Source organism: Streptomyces sp. NPDC019937, from assembly GCF_040631655.1.
Lineage (GTDB): Bacteria > Actinomycetota > Actinomycetes > Streptomycetales > Streptomycetaceae > Streptomyces.
Genome location: NZ_JBEYAL010000028.1, coordinates 69,060 through 83,309 on the forward strand (window position 1 = coordinate 69,060; position 14,250 = coordinate 83,309).

The following is a 14,250-nucleotide window of genomic DNA, read 5'->3' on the forward strand; positions in this document are numbered from 1 at the left end:
ACATGATTTTGTAGTGCCGGACGGTGCGACGGACTTGCGCACGCACCGTCCGTGGTGTCAAGAGGTGGTACCCGACGAGAGCGAGGCCCGGCATGAACGACCACGAGGTGCCGGAAGAGGCGAGGAGGATCCTCGGCGGGGAGGACTGGGTCGTCTGGCGCAACCGCTCCCTGCTGCTCTTCGACCGGGTCCCGGTGCCGTGCGCGGTGTGCCGCACGGACGGCGGGATCCTGATGGCCAATCCTGCGATGGCGGCCGAATGGGGCGCCGCCCCCGGGCAGCTGGCGGGCCGCAATGTGCTGGAGCTGTTCCACCCCAACGCGGCCGGCCAGGTGTATCGCATCGTGGAGGCGGTCCGGCTCGGCCGCCGCTCCCGCTATCCGATCGAGGTGCGGTGGCAGTCGCCGGACGGGACGCGGCGGTACGGCGAACTGACCGCCGACACCGTGAGCGACACCGACAGCCCGATGTGGCTGCTGGTGCTGCTGCGGGTGCTCGGCGAGGAACCCCGGCCGCAGGCCCCCGGTGCGGTGGACACCGCGCCGGGCGAGTCGGAGCGGCCCGGCCCCGTCGAGGCCCGGATTCTCGCGCTCGCCGCCGGTGGCCACACCACCGCGCGGATGGCCCGGCAGACCGGCCTCACCGTGGACGGCGTCAACTACCACCTCACCCGGCTCTCCCGGCGCTGGGGCGTCGGCAACCGCGCGGAGCTGGTGGCCCGGGCGTATGTGCTCGGCGTGCTGGCCCCCGGCGTCTGGCCGCCGGAACCCGCCTGAGGGCACCGTGAACCGGGGCTCAGCCGCGTACCGTCACCCCGTGGTGCGTACGCAGCCGCCGCAGCTCCCACAGCGACAGCGCGGTCACCGACAGCGGACCGCCGAACGCGGCGCACAGCTGGGCGGGCAGCGGCCCGTTGGGCAGCCCGTCCGACAGCAGGTTGAAGACCGCGATCAGCCACACCAGCACCCCGGTGAGCACGGGCGGCAGCGCGGCGTGCACATAGGCGGTGTTGAAGGCGCTGCGCGCGACGTACGCGGAGGCCAGGAACAAGAACACCAGCACCCATGGCAGCCCTACCATCAGCGAGAGGCCGACCACCCACAACATCACGCCGTGCAGCCCGTGCAGCAGCGTCGTCTGGCCCGCCACGTAGATGAAGACACCGAAGGCCCCCAGGGACAGCACATACCAGCCCACCGTCTTGAGCGGGCCGTGCAGCCGGGAGCGCAGCTCCGGGCGCCGGTGCGCGGGCGCGTAGAGGATGAAGCCGAACACGACCAACGGTCCGGTGACGAGGAGCAGGAGCGGGGTCGCGAAGAGATTGCCGACACCGTCGGTCGCCGCGCCGCTCCAGCCGCCGTCCGCCCCGTACATGTAGACGAGCGCCAGGGTCGCGAGGATGCCGAGGACGGAGCGGGTGAGCTGGACCTTGTCGACGAGCTGGTCACGGACCCGTCCGCCGCCCTCCCGGTCGAACAGCCGCTTCGCCACGCGGTTCGCCGAGCGGACCAGCGGGATGAGCGGCGAGAACAGCCACCACCGGCGGCGGCGCACCGGGGCCGGCCGATACGGGCCGGGTGGCTGCGGCGGCACACCATACGGGGCGGGCGGCGGCGGACCGTAAGGGTTCTGCGGTGGCGGCCCGTAGTACGGATTCTGCGGCGGCGGCCCGTACGGCCCGCCTCCCTGTCCAGGATTGTTCGGCGGCTGCCATCCCCCCGTAGCCACGTGCACTCCTCCCTCGTTATGTGCCGTGGCGGCGCATTCTAGCCATGCGCCGGTGCCGCACCCTGGCCAGGGATAGTGCAATATGACATGCTACCGGCTATGACCGGCACGAGTGCCCGACCCGGCGATTCCCGCCTCCCGGACGTGCTCATCGTCGGGGCGGGCGTCATCGGTGCGGCTTGCGCGTATTACTGCACGTCAGCAGGGTTACGGGTGACCGTGGTGGAGCGCGGCGCGATCGGCGGCGGAACCACGAGCGCGTGCGAGGGCAACATCCTGGTGTCCGACAAGGAGACCGGCCCCGAACTGGATCTGGCGCTGCTGTCCTCCCGGTTATGGCGGGAGATCCGGGACGACCTCGGGGCCGACACCGTGGAATACCACGCCAAGGGCGGTGTGGTGGTGGCCGGTTCGGACACCACCGCCCGCGGACTGCGGAGGCTCACCGCCGAGCAGCGCGCGGCCGGGGTCGAGGCGGTGGACATCGGCCCGGACGAACTGTCCGAGCTGGAGCCGAATCTGACCCCCGAGGTGGCGGGCGGCGCCCACTACCCGCAGGACGCGCAGGTCCAGCCCGTGCTGGCCGCCGCGCATCTGCTGCGCCACGCGCGCGCCCGGGGCGCGACCGTCCACAGCGGTGTCAACGTCACCGGCTTCCTCCGGGACCGGCACGGCGCCGTCACGGGGGTGCGCACCGACGCGGCCGCCCTGCCCGCGCTGCCCGCCCGATGGGTCGTCAACGCCGCGGGCACCTGGGCCGGGCAGCTCGCCGACCTCGCCGGGGCACCGGTGCCGGTACTGCCCCGCAAGGGGTTCATCCTGGTCACCGAGCCGCTGCCACGGGTCGTCCGGCACAAGGTGTACACCGCCGAGTACGTGGCCAACGTCGCCAGTGACGACGCCGGTCTGGAGACCTCGGTGGTGGTCGAGGGCACCCGGGCGGGCACCGTCCTGATCGGCGCCAGCCGGGAGCGGGTGGGCTTCGACCGCACGGTGGCGCTGCCCGTGCTGCGGAAGCTGGCGGACCAGGCCATCGGGCTCTTCCCGTTCCTCGCGGATGTCGCGCTGCTCCGCAGCTATCCGGGCTTCCGTCCCTACTGCCCCGACCATCTGCCGGTGATCGGGCCCGATCCGCGCGCCCCGGGCCTCGTCCACGCCTGCGGCCACGAGGGCGCCGGGATCGGCCTCGCCCCCGCCACCGGACATCTGCTCGCGCAAGCGCTCACCGGCCGGGCACCGGATCTGCCCCTGACACCGTTTCGCCCGCAGCGATTCGAGGAGGCCGCCGCGTGAACCGGACCCCGTTCACCTTCCGCTTCGACGGCCGGACGGTTCGGGCCGAGCCCGGCCAGAGCATCGCGGCCGCGCTCATCGCCGACGGACAGCGCTCCTGGCGCCGCACCCGTGAAGGCGGCCGTCCGCGCGGGATGTTCTGCGGCATCGGTGTGTGCTTCGACTGCCTGGTGACCGTCAACGGGCGCCCCAACCACCGGGCGTGCCTGGTCGAGGCCGCTCCCGGGGATGTGGTGGAATCCCAGGAGGGGGCGGGCCGTGCCGACCTCGCCTGCTGAGCCCGTTGAGCCCGTTGAGCCCGCTGAGCCCGCTGAATCGGCTGAGCCCGCCGAACCGGCGGCCGCTGCGTACGACATCGCGGTGCTCGGCGCCGGACCCGCCGGGCTGTCCGCGGCGACCGCGGCGGCGGCCCACGGCGCCCGGGTCGCGCTGCTGGACGCGGCTCCCCGCACCGGCGGCCAGTACTGGCGCCACCGCTCCGCCGACGACGGCGCCGCACACCACGACTGGCCCCTCTTCCAGCGGCTGCGCGCCGCCGCGCACACCCATCGCGCCCGGCTCGACCACCTGCCCGGCCACGCCGTCTGGCACATCGAGCGCACCGTCACCGGTTTCGTCACCCACGCCCTGAGCGACGGCGCGCCCCGCGAAGTCCACAGCCGTACCGTCGTCGTGGCCACCGGCGCCTACGACCGTCAGCTGCCGTTCCCCGGCTGGACCCTGCCCGGTGTCTACACCGCCGGTGGGGTGCAGGCCCTGCTCAAGGGGCACGGCGTCGTCGCGGGCCGCCGCATCGTCGTCGCCGGGACCGGGCCCTTCCTGCTTCCGGCGGCTGTAGGGATGGCCGAGGCGGGGGCCACGGTCCTCGGAGTCTTCGAGGCCGGACGGCCCACCGCCTTCGCCCGCCACCCGCTCACCACTCTGCGCGCGGCCGGCAAACTCGCCGAGGCCGCCCACTACCTGCGGACGCTGCGGCGCCACCGCGTCCCGTACCGCACCCGCACCACCGTGGTCGAGGCCCACGGGGCGGACAGCGTCACCGGGGCCGTGGTGGCGCGGCTGGACGACCGGTGGCGGATCGTGCCCGGCACCCGGCGGCGGCTGGAGTGCGACACGGTGGCCGTGGGCTACGGCTTCACCCCGCAGACCGAGATCGCGGCGCAGCTCGGCTGCGCGATGGACCGGGACGCCGACGGCAGCCTGATCGCCCGCGTGGACACCCGGCAGCGCTCCACCGTGCCCGGGGTCTACGTGGCGGGCGAGGCATGCGGGGTGGGCGGCGCCGGGCTCGCCTGCACCGAGGGGGAACTGGCGGGCCTGCACGCGGCGTACGCCACCACCGGCGCCCGCCCCGACCCGCGCGGGGTCGCCCGGCTGCTGCGGCTCCGGGCCGCCCGGCGCGGCTTCGCCACCGCGCTGCACACGGCGTATCCGGTCCGGCCCGGCTGGCGGGAGTGGCTGACCGAGGAAACCGTCGTCTGCCGCTGCGAGGAGGTGACCGCCGGTGCCATCCGCCATGCGGTGCGGGAGCTGGGCGCCACCGACCCACGGGCGGTGAAGCTGTGCGCGCGCCCCGGAATGGGCCTGTGCCAGGGCCGGGTGTGCGGCTACGCCACCGCCGCCCTGACCGCCGCCCACGCCGGGCGCGACGTCACCGCGGAGGACCTGCGCGGGCTGGCGAGCAGGCCCATCGCCCAGCCGGTGCCGCTCGGACTGCTGAGGGATCCAAGGAGCGGAACCATGCCACACCACGACGAGGAGGGCGCATGAACGCACAGGCCAAGTCATGGCACGGAGTGCTCGTCGCGACGGCGTTGCCGCTGCGCGAGGACACCTCCGGGAGGCTCGCGGTCGACTTCGACGGCTACGCCGAACACGTCGGCTGGCTCGCGGACGCGGGGTGTCACGGTGTCGTCCCCAACGGCTCCCTGGGCGAGTACCAGACCCTGACCGCCGAGGAGCGGGCCCGCGTGGTCACCACCGCGATCGAGGCCGCCCCCGAGGGCTTCACCGTGATGCCCGGCGTGGCGGCCTACGGCGCGGACGAGGCCCGGCGCTGGGCCGAGCAGGCGGGCGAGGCGGGCGCCCCCGCCGTGATGCTGCTGCCGCCCAACGCCTACCGCGCCGACGAGCGCGCGGTGCTGGACCACTACCGGGAGGTGGCCAGGGCCGGGGTGCCCGTCGTGGCGTACAACAACCCCATCGACACCAAGGTCGACCTGGTGCCCGAGCTGCTGGCGGAGCTGTACCACGAGGGGCTGATCGTGGCGGTGAAGGAGTTCACCGGCGATGTCCGCCGCGGCTACCGGATCCATGAGCTGGCCCCCGGGCTCGATGTGCTGTGCGGCAGCGACGACGTATCCCTGGAACTGGCCGTGGCCGGGTCGCCCGGCTGGATCGCCGGCTACCCCAACGCGTTCCCGCGCGCCTGCGCCGAGCTGTGGCGCGCCGCCACCGCGGGCGACCTGACGTCCGCGCTGCCGCTCTACCGCACCCTGCACCCGCTGTTGCGCTGGGACGCCAGGACCGAGTTCGTCCAGGCGATCAAGCTCAGCATGGACATCGCCGGGCGCTACGGCGGGCCCTGCCGCCACCCGCGCGTACCGCTCACCCCCGAACACGCCGACACGGTGCGCAAGGCCACCGAGAAGGCCCTCGCGGAAGGGCTCGTCTGAACTCATGCGCAGCGACCGGGTCTTCCACGCCGTCGACTCGCACACCGAAGGGATGCCGACCCGCGTCATCACCGGTGGCGCCGGGGTGATTCCCGGCGCCACCATGTTCGACCGGCGCCGGTACTTCATCGAACACCTCGACCACATCCGCCGGTTCCTCATGAACGAGCCGCGTGGCCATTCGGCGATGAGCGGGGCGATCCTCCAGCCCTCGACCCGTCCCGACGCCGACTGGGGGGTGCTGTTCATCGAGACCTCCGGCTGTCTGCCGATGTGCGGACACGGCACCATCGGTGTCGTCACCGTCCTGGTGGAAACCGGCATGGTGGCGGTCGAGGAGCCCGTCACCACCATCCGTCTCGACACCCCCGCCGGGCTGGTCGTGGTGGACGTGGCCGTCGAGCGGGGCGCGGCGCGCGGTGTGACGCTGCGCAACGTGCCCGCGTTCACCCTCGCCCTGGACCGCACCGTGACGACCGTGCCGTACGGTGACATCCGCTACGACATGGCCTTCGGCGGCAACTTCTACGGCATCGTCGACCTGGACGACCTCGGCATCCCCTTCGACCGGGCCCACAAGAACCGCATCTTGGAGGCCGGGCTGACCCTCATGGCCGCCATCAACGAGCAGGCCCGCCCGGTGCACCCCGGCAACCCCGAGATCAGCGGCTGCCACCACGTGTATCTGGCCGCCCCCGGATCGACCGCCCGGCACTCCCGGCACGCCATGGTCATCCACCCGGGCATGTTCGACCGCTCGCCCTGCGGCACCGGCACCAGCGCCCGCATGGCCCAGCTGCACACCCGCGGGCTGCTGCCGCTGCACACCGATTTCCGCAACGAGTCGTTTATCGGCACCCACTTCACCGGCCGCCTGGTCGAGGAGACCACGGTCGGCGGACGGCCCGCGGTGGTGCCCACCGTCACCGGGCGCGCCTGGATCACCGGCACCGCCCAGTATCTGCGCGACCCCGACGACCCGTTCCCCGAAGGCTTCGAGCTGTGAAGAGCCGCCCATGAAGACCATCGACGCGGCCGCGATCGCCGCCGCCCTGCCCCCGCACACCGCGATACGAGCCCTCCAGCAGGCGCTGCGGGACGGGCTCGACCCCGAGGCCGACCCGCCCCGCGGCGTGGTGCCGGTGGCCCACGGCCAGCTGCTGCTGATGCCCGCCGAGGGTCGTGGCGCCCGGGGACGCGGCTACGCGGGCGTCAAGATCGCCACCGTCGCACCGGACAACCCGGCGCGCGGACTGCCGCGCATCCAGGGGCGGTACCTGCTGCTGGACGCCGAAACCCTCACCCCGCTCGCCCTGCTGGACGGGGTCGCGCTCACCAACCTCCGTACCGCCGCGGCCGCCGACCTGCTCGCCCCGCCGGACGCGTCCCGGCTGGTGCTCTTCGGCGGCGGCCCGGCGGCCCACAGCCATCTGGCCGCGCTGCGTGCGATCCGCCCGATCACCCAGGTCACCGTCGTCGGCCGCACCCCGGAGCGGTCACGCCGACTGGCCGGCGGCTTCCCGGACACCACCGGGATCGGCCTCACGGCCGGGCAGCCGGAAGCGGTCGCGGACGCCGATCTGATCGCCTGCTGCACCACGGCCCGCACCCCACTGTTCGACGGGACCCTGCTGCCCCCGCACGCCACCGTGATGGCCGTGGGCTCGCATGAACCCGGCGCCAGGGAGGTCGACGACCACACCGTCCGCCACGCCACCGTGGTGGTCGAGTCCCGCGCCGCCGCCACCCGGGAGGCGGGCGATCTCATCCAGGTCATCGACCGCGGTCTGCTCGACCCCGCCCACCTGCTGCCCCTCGCCGACCTGGTACGTGCCGCCCCGGCAGTGGCCCCGGGGCGCCCCCGGCTGTTCAAGAGCGTGGGAATGGCATGGGAAGATCTCGTGATCGCCGGTGCCGCGTATGACGCCATACGGACCGACGAGAGCGACAGATGAAGGAGACCGACCGCATGATCGTGGACGACGGGGCCACCACCCGCCTGCCCTCGCTCCGCGGCCGCCGCAGCCTCCGCGAGGAGATCGCCGAAACCCTCCGCGGCGCGGTGATCTCCGGCGAACTGAAGCCCGGCGTCGTGTACTCCGCCCCGAGCCTGGCCGAACACTTCGGGGTGTCCGCCACACCGGTACGCGAGGCCATGCTCGACCTCACCAAGGAGGGGCTGGTCGAGATCGCCCGCAACAAGGGCTTCCGGGTCACCCACCTCTCGGGGGCCGAACTGGACGACATCACCCAGCTGCGCGCCCTCATCGAGATCCCGGTGATCCGGCAGATCACCGAGGCGGGCGTCGCCCCCGAGGTCATCGCGCGGCTGCGGCCGCTGGCGGCGGGCATCGAGGACGCCGCCAACCGCCGAGACTTCATCGCCCACGTCACCATCGACATGGAATTCCACCTCACCCTGCTGGCACAGGCCGGGAACAGCAGGCTGGTGGAGACCGTGCGCTCCCTGCGCACCAGCTCCCGGCTCTACGGACTGCGCACGCTGACCGAAGGCAGCGCCCTGTTCGACTCCTCCCACGAACACGCCGAACTCCTCGACCTCATCGAGGCGGGGGACGCGGAAGGCGCCGAGGCCCTGATGCGCCGCCACCTCGGCCACGTCCGCGGCATCTGGGCCGAGAAGCCCCCGGCCCCCGACGCCGGCCCCGCCCCGGCCCCCGAGGGCCCCACGCCCCGCCCGGCCGGGGAGCCGCCCCGGTGAGCGCGTTACGCGAGGCGGAGGAGACCTATCGGCGGATGGCGTACGACACCTTCGCCGGGGACCTCAAGATGGGGTTCAACCTGGGCTTCTGCCGTACGTTCGCGGTCCCCGAGATCGCCCGGGTGCTCGCCGCCACGGGCCGCATGACCCAGCACACCCGGGTACGCGCCAAGGCCACCGGCGCGATGATGTACGGGCTCTTCGAGTACGGGCTGGACAGCGAGCGGGGCGCCGAGACCATCGCGGCTCTGGAACGCTTGCACGCCCCGTACGCCATCGGTGACGACGCGTTCCGCTATGTCCTGGCCTGCTTCGACCTCGCCCCGATGAGCTGGTGCGCGGCCCACGCCTGGCGCGCTCCCACCGACGCCGAGCGAACCGCCTCGCACACCTTCTATCTCGGCCTCGCCGACCGCATGGGCATACCGGAAGTGCCTGCCACCTGGCAAGAGTTCGAGAGCTGGATGAGGACGTACGAGCGCGCGCACTTCGCCGCCACCCCGCAGGGCCGGGAGTTGTGGCGGGCCACCCGCGGCATGCTGGCCGACCGGGTGCCCCGGGTGCTCGGCCCGCTCGCGGGCGCGGCCGCTGACAGCCTGTTCGACGACCGGGCGCGGGACGCCTTCGGCGCCCGTCGGCCTCCGGCCCTGGTCCGCGCCGCCACCCGGGCCGCGCTGCGGGCGCGGGCGTGGGGCGGGCGGCGGGCGCGGGCTCCGGAGGCTCGGTGACTCAGCCCGTGGCCAGGCCGTGGACGATGTCCGCGGTCGCCGGGTACAGCTCGCGGTAGCGGGTGTACAGCTCGTCGTAGCGTGCCGTGGTGGACGGGTCGGGGTGGCAGCGGGTGGCGGGGGGATTCCAGCGGGCGATGGCGGCGTCTCCGACGGCCGACGCGGCGAGGAACGCCGAGCCGAGGCTCGCGCCGATGGTGTGCGTGGGGATGTCCTGGGTCAGCCCGGTGATGTCGGAGACGATCTGCGTCCACAGACGGCCCTGGGCGCCACCGCCCACGGCCACCACCCGGTCGATGCGGCCACCGGCGGCGCGGATCGCCTCCACGTTGTGGCGGACACCGAAACCGGTGGCCTCCAGCGCGGCGCGGTAGATGTCGCCGCGGGTGTGCGCGAGGGTGAGGCCCGCGAGAACCCCGCGGGCCGCGGGGTCGGCCACGGGGGTGCGTTCCCCGTCGAAGTACGGCAGCATCAGCAGCCCTCGCGCACCGGGGCCCGAGGCCTCCGCCTCGGCCAGCAGTTCGGGGATCGAGGGGTCTCCGAACAGCGAGCGCAGCCAGTCGGTGATGGCACCCGAGGAGGCCATGCCGCCGGCCAGGTTGCGGGTGCCCGGGAGCGCCCCCACGGTGCCCCACAGGGCGGGGAAGGTGACGCGCTCCCGCACCGTGTTGATCAGGAACATGGTCGAGCCGTACATCAGCATCAGATCACCGGCGTTGTGCGCGTCGCCGCTGACCGCCTCCGCCCAGGCGTCGATGGTGCCGACCGTCACCGGGGTGCCCGCCGCCAGGCCCGTCGCCTCCGCCGCCCGCGGCGACACCCGGCCCGCGGTGTCCCCGGACCAGGCGAGCCGGGGCAGTTCGATGCGCCCGGCCAGCCCGTCCGACCAGGGGCGGTACCAGTCGAGGGCGCCGGTGTCGTACAGCGGGGTGCACTGGCTGGCCGAGTGGTGGTCCAGTACGTACTCCCCGGTGAGCCGGTGCACCAGCCAGGAGCTGGGCATGAACAGCCGCCGGGCGCGGGCGAAGACGCCGGGCTCGTGCCGCGCGAGCCAGGCGAGCTTGGGACCGACGGCCTGCGTGGAGAGCACCGAACCGCAGCGGCGCAGGATCTCCTCGCGGCCCAGCTCGTCCTCCAGCTCGCGGATCTGCTCGGTGGCGCGGGTGTCGATGCCGTACAGCAGGGCCGGGCGCAGCGGCACACCGGAGTCGTCCGTGACGGCGACACACGGCCCCATCCCGCTGACACCGACCGCTTCCACGGTCACCTCGGCGCACTCGGCGAGCAGATCCCGGACGAGGGTGATGAACTCCCGCCACCACACCTCCGGGTCCATCTCCACCCAGCCCGGATGCGGCCGGTCCACGGAGTGGCGCACGACGGACCGGGCGAGGACCGTGCCGTCGGGCGACACCAGCACCCCCTTGGAGCCGGAGGTCCCGATGTCCACGCCCACCACGGCGCGCCGCGTCGCGTTCGGCGACGTCATCGCGCGGCCTCGATCGGCACGTCGCCGCACAGGTGCACGGCCACGCCCAGCCGGTCGAAGGCCGCCGCCTTGGCGGCCAGCGCGCGGTCGGCGGTGGCCGCGTCGGGCGCGTACACCACCTGGATGTGGTTGGCCTTGTGACGGGCCATGAACTGGTCGCGGCTCACCCCGTCGAGGACCGCGTGCATGATCGGCCACTCCGGGTTGGTGGCCTGACGGCGCCGCCGCGTCTCCTCCTCGGGCAGCTCCACCGCCCGGCCGCGGCCGAGGTCCAGCTGCAGCGCGCCGCCGGCGATGTACAGCCGGGACCAGACGATCTCTCCGGGCCGGGACACCCCGGACAGGGTGCCGCCACCGGCCGGGAAGTACACCGGGTTCTGCCGCAGGGACACGGCCTCGGCGTAGCCCCCGGCGAGGTGGGAGGCCGGGACGGAGCCGGAGATCTCGAAGACCCAGACGAACCGGCCGTCGTAACTCTCGCCCCAGCGGACGTCGTGCAGGGTGGTGGCCGGGTCCAGGCCCATCGCCGTCCAGAGGCGGTTGCTGAGCAGCGCGTCCACCGCCACGCCCTCGTCCACCTCGTTGAAGTGGGGGAGGGGCCGGTCCTCCCACAGCACCCGGGAGCCGTCGCGGCTGCGCACGGGGGGACGCTCGGCGTTGTTCAGCAGCCCCTCGGCGAGGTCGGACGCGGCCACCAGGTCCTTCAAGCCCTGCTGGTACTGGATGCCGACCGCGTCGAGGCCGAAGTCGTCGCTGATCCGCAGCGCGGCGATGTACATCGCGAACTGCTGGCGCAGTTGTTCGTCGGTCAGTTCGGTGGCCTCGTCCGTACCGGTCTCGAAGCGCATGCCGCGTTCGGTGAGCCACTGGCGCACCGCGGTGGTCTCCGTCTCCGGCACCGTGGCCATCTCGGCGTACAGGGCGCTCTGGGACAGGCGCTCCTTGTAGATGCCGAGCGGGTTGAGGAGTTCGTCGTCGATGATGGCGTTGTACATGCCCATGCAGCCCTCGTCGAAGACGCCGATGATGGCCTTGTCCGCCATCAGCTGGTCGGCGACCGCGTGCCCCAGCTCGCGTTCGGGCGTGGCCGCAAGAGGCGGCAACGGCCGTACGTGCGAGGCGTCATGGGGAACGGTGCCGGTGTCCACCCAGCTCCGCAGGCCCTCCAGGAACCAGTCGTCGGTGAAGTCCACGCTCCACAGCGTGGAGTACTCCTTGCCCATCTTGGTCAGGCCCGCGTTCACCCCGAGCAGCCCCACCAGGCCCGGCCAGGTGCCGTCGAAGTTGGCCACGGTCAGGATGGGCCCGCGGTGGGTGCGCAGCCCGGCCAGCACATGGTGGCTGTACTGCCACACCGCCTCGGCGACCACCAGGGGCGCGTCGGAGGGGATCGAGCGGAAGACGGTCAGCCCCATGCGCTGGCTGTCGATGAAGCCATGGCCCTTGACCGGATCCACCTCATGCGCCCGGCGCACCGTCCAGCCCAGCTTCCCGAAGGCGTCGCCCAGCGCGGCTTCCATCGCCTCCTGGACCGGCCACCCCGCGGCATTGGCGGAGGGGCGCAGATCGCCGCTGGCCACCAGCCAGACCGTGGCGGGCTCCACGGTCGGCCTCGGCGTACGGACCGGCACGGTGTACGGCATGGCGCCACCCATTCCCTGCGTTTTCGATGGGCACCCGCGACGGCCGCCGCGGGTGCCCGCAGGCTCTCAGAAATCGATTTCTCGAGCAAGGGCCGGGGCGGCCGACCGGCTCCGGTGGTGATGCCGCCGCGCCGGGTGGCTACCGTGGGTGAGGTGACACCAACACCGACGATCAAAACCGTTGCCGAGGCGGCGGGGGTCTCACCGGCCTCCGTGTCCCGGGCCCTCAACGGCAATCCGTCCATCGCGCCGGAGATCGTCGAGCGGGTGATGCGGGCCGCCGACGCGGTCGGATACCGGCCGAACGGGATCGCCCGGAGCCTGCGCACCCGCACCACCAAGGTCATCGCGCTGCTCATCCCCGACATCGGCAACCCGTTCTTCACCGCCGTCGCGCGCGGCGTCACCGACGCCGCCGAGGCGGAGGGCTATACGGTCCTGCTCTGCAACACCGACGAGGACCCCGAGAAGGAGCGCCGCCACCTCGCCGTGGCCGAGCAGGCCCGGGTGGCCGGGGTCGTGCTGTCCCCGCAGGGCCGGGACACCGACATCTCACGGCTGCGCCAGAGCCGTATCCCGGTCGTGGTGATCGACCGCCCGCTGCGCGAGAAGACCGACGCCATCGTCGTGCGCTCCTTCGCGGGCGCACGGGCCGCCACCAGCCATCTCATCGAGCAGGGCTGGTCGCGCCCGGCCTGTGTCACCGGCCCGGCGTCCGCCGACACCGCCCGGGCCCGGCTGCGCGGCTACCACGCCGCCCTCCGGGAGCACCACGGCATGCCGGAGATCGTCGCGCACGCCGACTTCCGGCAGGACGGTGCGATGCTCGCCGCCCGGGAGCTGCTGGACCGGGCCGATCCGCCCGACGCGTTCTTCGTCGCCAACGCCCCGATGGCGCTCGGCACGCTGGCCGCGCTCGCCGAACGGGGCCTGCGCGTCGGCTCCGACGTCGGCTTCGTCTCCTTCGACGACGCCCCCTGGGCGCCGTACATGACGCCGCCCATCTCGGTGGTCGCCCAGCCCGCCCGTCCGCTGGGGGAGCGCTCGGCGCGGCTGCTGCTGGAGGCCCTTCACGCCCCCGCGGAACGGCGCCCGCGCCGCATCACGCTCTCGCCCACCCTCATCGTGCGCGCCAGCTCGCTGCGGCCACAAGGCGCCGCTTAGGGCGTGGAGATCCCGGCCGGGCGGGCCGGGCGGCCGAGCCGGACCGGAACGCCCGGTGAGTACAGCACGCTGACCGGGTCCCCGGCCGGGGCGGGCAGTCCGGCCGCGGCGATGAGGTCCTCCTCGCAGGAGACCAGCCGCGCCCGGTGGAGCGGCCGCCGGGGGTGATGGTTCGGCAGGTACGCCACCCCGCCGGAGAAGGCGTTGTGCATGCCCCACCGGGCGGTCAGGAAGTGCTCGAGACCGGTCGGCTCCCCGACGCGTTCCCCGGGCCGCAGGGTGATCCGGCAGCGCGCGCCGCGCGGCCCCGGCCACCGCCGTGAGCTGGTGTAGGTGAGGGTGCCGCCCTCGGCGCGGACGGCCATCTTCGACCACACGTAGGGCAGCCGGAAGGCCGCCCGCCCCATGACCACCGGTACCAGCCCGGAGGCGTCCAGCGAGCGGAACGCCACCCCGCGCCGCCCGTGCGCGTCCACCGTGTACAGCCGCACGTTGGTCTCCGGGAACGTCCCGAGATACGGGACCCCGGGCAGCCGCAGCCAGCCGACCCGATGCATCCGGAACGCCACCAGACCGACATAGGTGACCCCGTCGAGCGTGTCCGGCATCGTCCCGGCCGGCAGCAGCCCCGCCACCTCGGACGGGTCCATGGCCCAGTGGAGGAAGGCGATCGAGCCACCCCTGGGTGAGCAGGGTTTCCGTATGCCCGCGGGGGCGTCGGGGGTGACGGGCTCGGGCGTCGCGACGGGGTACGGCACGGCGCCGGCATGGCATGCCCCGGCGCACCCCTCAGGCCGGAACTAGTGGT

Annotated in this window: 14 protein-coding genes; 10 read left to right on the forward strand and 4 right to left on the reverse strand. The window is 73.5% G+C overall.

What is annotated here, in order from left to right; all coding sequences use genetic code 11:
* Window positions 1-92 precede the first annotated feature (92 nt).
* Window positions 93-776, forward strand: a complete 684-nt coding sequence (locus tag ABZ562_RS26550) for a PAS domain-containing protein (RefSeq protein WP_361484254.1) — start codon at window positions 93-95, stop codon at window positions 774-776.
* Between the two features lie 19 nt (window positions 777-795).
* Here ABZ562_RS26550 and ABZ562_RS26555 read toward each other — a convergent pair whose 3' ends face one another.
* A complete protein-coding gene (locus tag ABZ562_RS26555) occupies window positions 796-1,728 on the reverse strand; it encodes a hypothetical protein (protein ID WP_361484256.1) in 933 nt (310 codons plus the stop codon).
* Window positions 1,729-1,827: 99 nt separating this feature from the next.
* Between ABZ562_RS26555 and ABZ562_RS26560 the strand changes: the two genes are divergently transcribed.
* The 8 genes from ABZ562_RS26560 to ABZ562_RS26595 all read left to right on the forward strand — a co-directional run bounded on the left by ABZ562_RS26560 (window position 1,828) and on the right by ABZ562_RS26595 (window position 9,146).
* The gene (locus tag ABZ562_RS26560; protein ID WP_361484258.1) at window positions 1,828-3,021 is read left to right on the forward strand and encodes an FAD-dependent oxidoreductase; all 1,194 of its coding nucleotides are present in this window, start codon (window positions 1,828-1,830) and stop codon (window positions 3,019-3,021) included.
* Complete coding sequence (locus ABZ562_RS26565) at window positions 3,018-3,299, forward strand: (2Fe-2S)-binding protein (RefSeq protein ID WP_361484260.1); 282 nt, start codon at window positions 3,018-3,020, stop codon at window positions 3,297-3,299. The genes ABZ562_RS26560 and ABZ562_RS26565 overlap by 4 nt, the downstream gene beginning before the upstream one ends.
* Window positions 3,300-3,381: 82 nt before the next feature.
* Window positions 3,382-4,791, forward strand: coding sequence for an FAD/NAD(P)-binding oxidoreductase (locus ABZ562_RS26570; protein WP_361484262.1), 1,410 nt, complete (start codon window positions 3,382-3,384; stop codon window positions 4,789-4,791).
* The gene (locus ABZ562_RS26575) at window positions 4,788-5,696 is read left to right on the forward strand and encodes a dihydrodipicolinate synthase family protein (protein WP_361484264.1); all 909 of its coding nucleotides are present in this window, start codon (window positions 4,788-4,790) and stop codon (window positions 5,694-5,696) included. Before ABZ562_RS26570 ends, ABZ562_RS26575 begins: the two co-directional genes overlap by 4 nt.
* A gap of 4 nt (window positions 5,697-5,700) precedes the next feature.
* Window positions 5,701-6,702, forward strand: coding sequence for a proline racemase family protein (locus ABZ562_RS26580; protein ID WP_361484266.1), 1,002 nt, complete (start codon window positions 5,701-5,703; stop codon window positions 6,700-6,702).
* 10 nt (window positions 6,703-6,712) lie between these two features.
* Complete coding sequence (locus tag ABZ562_RS26585; protein WP_361484268.1) at window positions 6,713-7,651, forward strand: ornithine cyclodeaminase family protein; 939 nt, start codon at window positions 6,713-6,715, stop codon at window positions 7,649-7,651.
* A gap of 14 nt (window positions 7,652-7,665) precedes the next feature.
* A complete protein-coding gene (locus tag ABZ562_RS26590) occupies window positions 7,666-8,418 on the forward strand; it encodes a GntR family transcriptional regulator (protein WP_361484363.1) in 753 nt (250 codons plus the stop codon).
* Entirely contained in the window at window positions 8,415-9,146 is a 732-nt protein-coding gene (locus ABZ562_RS26595) for an oxygenase MpaB family protein (protein ID WP_361484270.1), read from the forward strand. Before ABZ562_RS26590 ends, ABZ562_RS26595 begins: the two co-directional genes overlap by 4 nt.
* Before the next feature lies 1 nt (window position 9,147).
* Here the strand turns inward: ABZ562_RS26595 and ABZ562_RS26600 are convergent, their stop codons facing one another.
* Both ABZ562_RS26600 and ABZ562_RS26605 read right to left on the reverse strand, forming a co-directional pair.
* Window positions 9,148-10,635 (reverse strand): FGGY-family carbohydrate kinase, encoded by a 1,488-nt coding sequence (locus ABZ562_RS26600; RefSeq protein ID WP_361484272.1) that lies wholly within the window; start codon window positions 10,633-10,635, stop codon window positions 9,148-9,150.
* Window positions 10,632-12,278, reverse strand: a complete 1,647-nt coding sequence (locus tag ABZ562_RS26605) for a fucose isomerase (RefSeq protein ID WP_361484274.1) — start codon at window positions 12,276-12,278, stop codon at window positions 10,632-10,634. The genes ABZ562_RS26600 and ABZ562_RS26605 overlap by 4 nt, the downstream gene beginning before the upstream one ends.
* A 153-nt stretch (window positions 12,279-12,431) precedes the next feature.
* Between ABZ562_RS26605 and ABZ562_RS26610 the strand changes: the two genes are divergently transcribed.
* The gene (locus ABZ562_RS26610) at window positions 12,432-13,442 is read left to right on the forward strand and encodes a LacI family DNA-binding transcriptional regulator (protein WP_361484276.1); all 1,011 of its coding nucleotides are present in this window, start codon (window positions 12,432-12,434) and stop codon (window positions 13,440-13,442) included.
* On the opposite strand, the gene ABZ562_RS26615 is transcribed toward ABZ562_RS26610, so the two are convergent.
* Window positions 13,439-14,200: a DUF2071 domain-containing protein gene (locus tag ABZ562_RS26615; RefSeq protein ID WP_361484278.1), complete on the reverse strand. Its 762-nt coding sequence runs from the start codon at window positions 14,198-14,200 to the stop codon at window positions 13,439-13,441. The two genes, ABZ562_RS26610 and ABZ562_RS26615, sit on opposite strands and share 4 nt — an antisense overlap.
* Window positions 14,201-14,250: the final 50 nt, after the last annotated feature.

What these genes read in the sequence shown, in the direction of transcription:
- ABZ562_RS26550 (WP_361484254.1), top strand. Translation starts at nt 93, where the DNA reads ATGAACGACCACGAGGTGCCGGAAGAGGCGAGGAGGATCCTCGGCGGG.
- ABZ562_RS26560 (WP_361484258.1), top strand. Translation starts at nt 1,828, where the DNA reads ATGACCGGCACGAGTGCCCGACCCGGCGATTCCCGCCTCCCGGACGTG.
- ABZ562_RS26575 (WP_361484264.1), top strand. Translation starts at nt 4,788, where the DNA reads ATGAACGCACAGGCCAAGTCATGGCACGGAGTGCTCGTCGCGACGGCG.
- ABZ562_RS26580 (WP_361484266.1), top strand. Translation starts at nt 5,701, where the DNA reads ATGCGCAGCGACCGGGTCTTCCACGCCGTCGACTCGCACACCGAAGGG.
- ABZ562_RS26585 (WP_361484268.1), top strand. Translation starts at nt 6,713, where the DNA reads ATGAAGACCATCGACGCGGCCGCGATCGCCGCCGCCCTGCCCCCGCAC.
- ABZ562_RS26590 (WP_361484363.1), top strand. Translation starts at nt 7,666, where the DNA reads ATGATCGTGGACGACGGGGCCACCACCCGCCTGCCCTCGCTCCGCGGC.
- ABZ562_RS26600 (WP_361484272.1), bottom strand. Translation starts at nt 10,635, where the DNA reads ATGACGTCGCCGAACGCGACGCGGCGCGCCGTGGTGGGCGTGGACATC.
- ABZ562_RS26605 (WP_361484274.1), bottom strand. Translation starts at nt 12,278, where the DNA reads ATGCCGTACACCGTGCCGGTCCGTACGCCGAGGCCGACCGTGGAGCCC.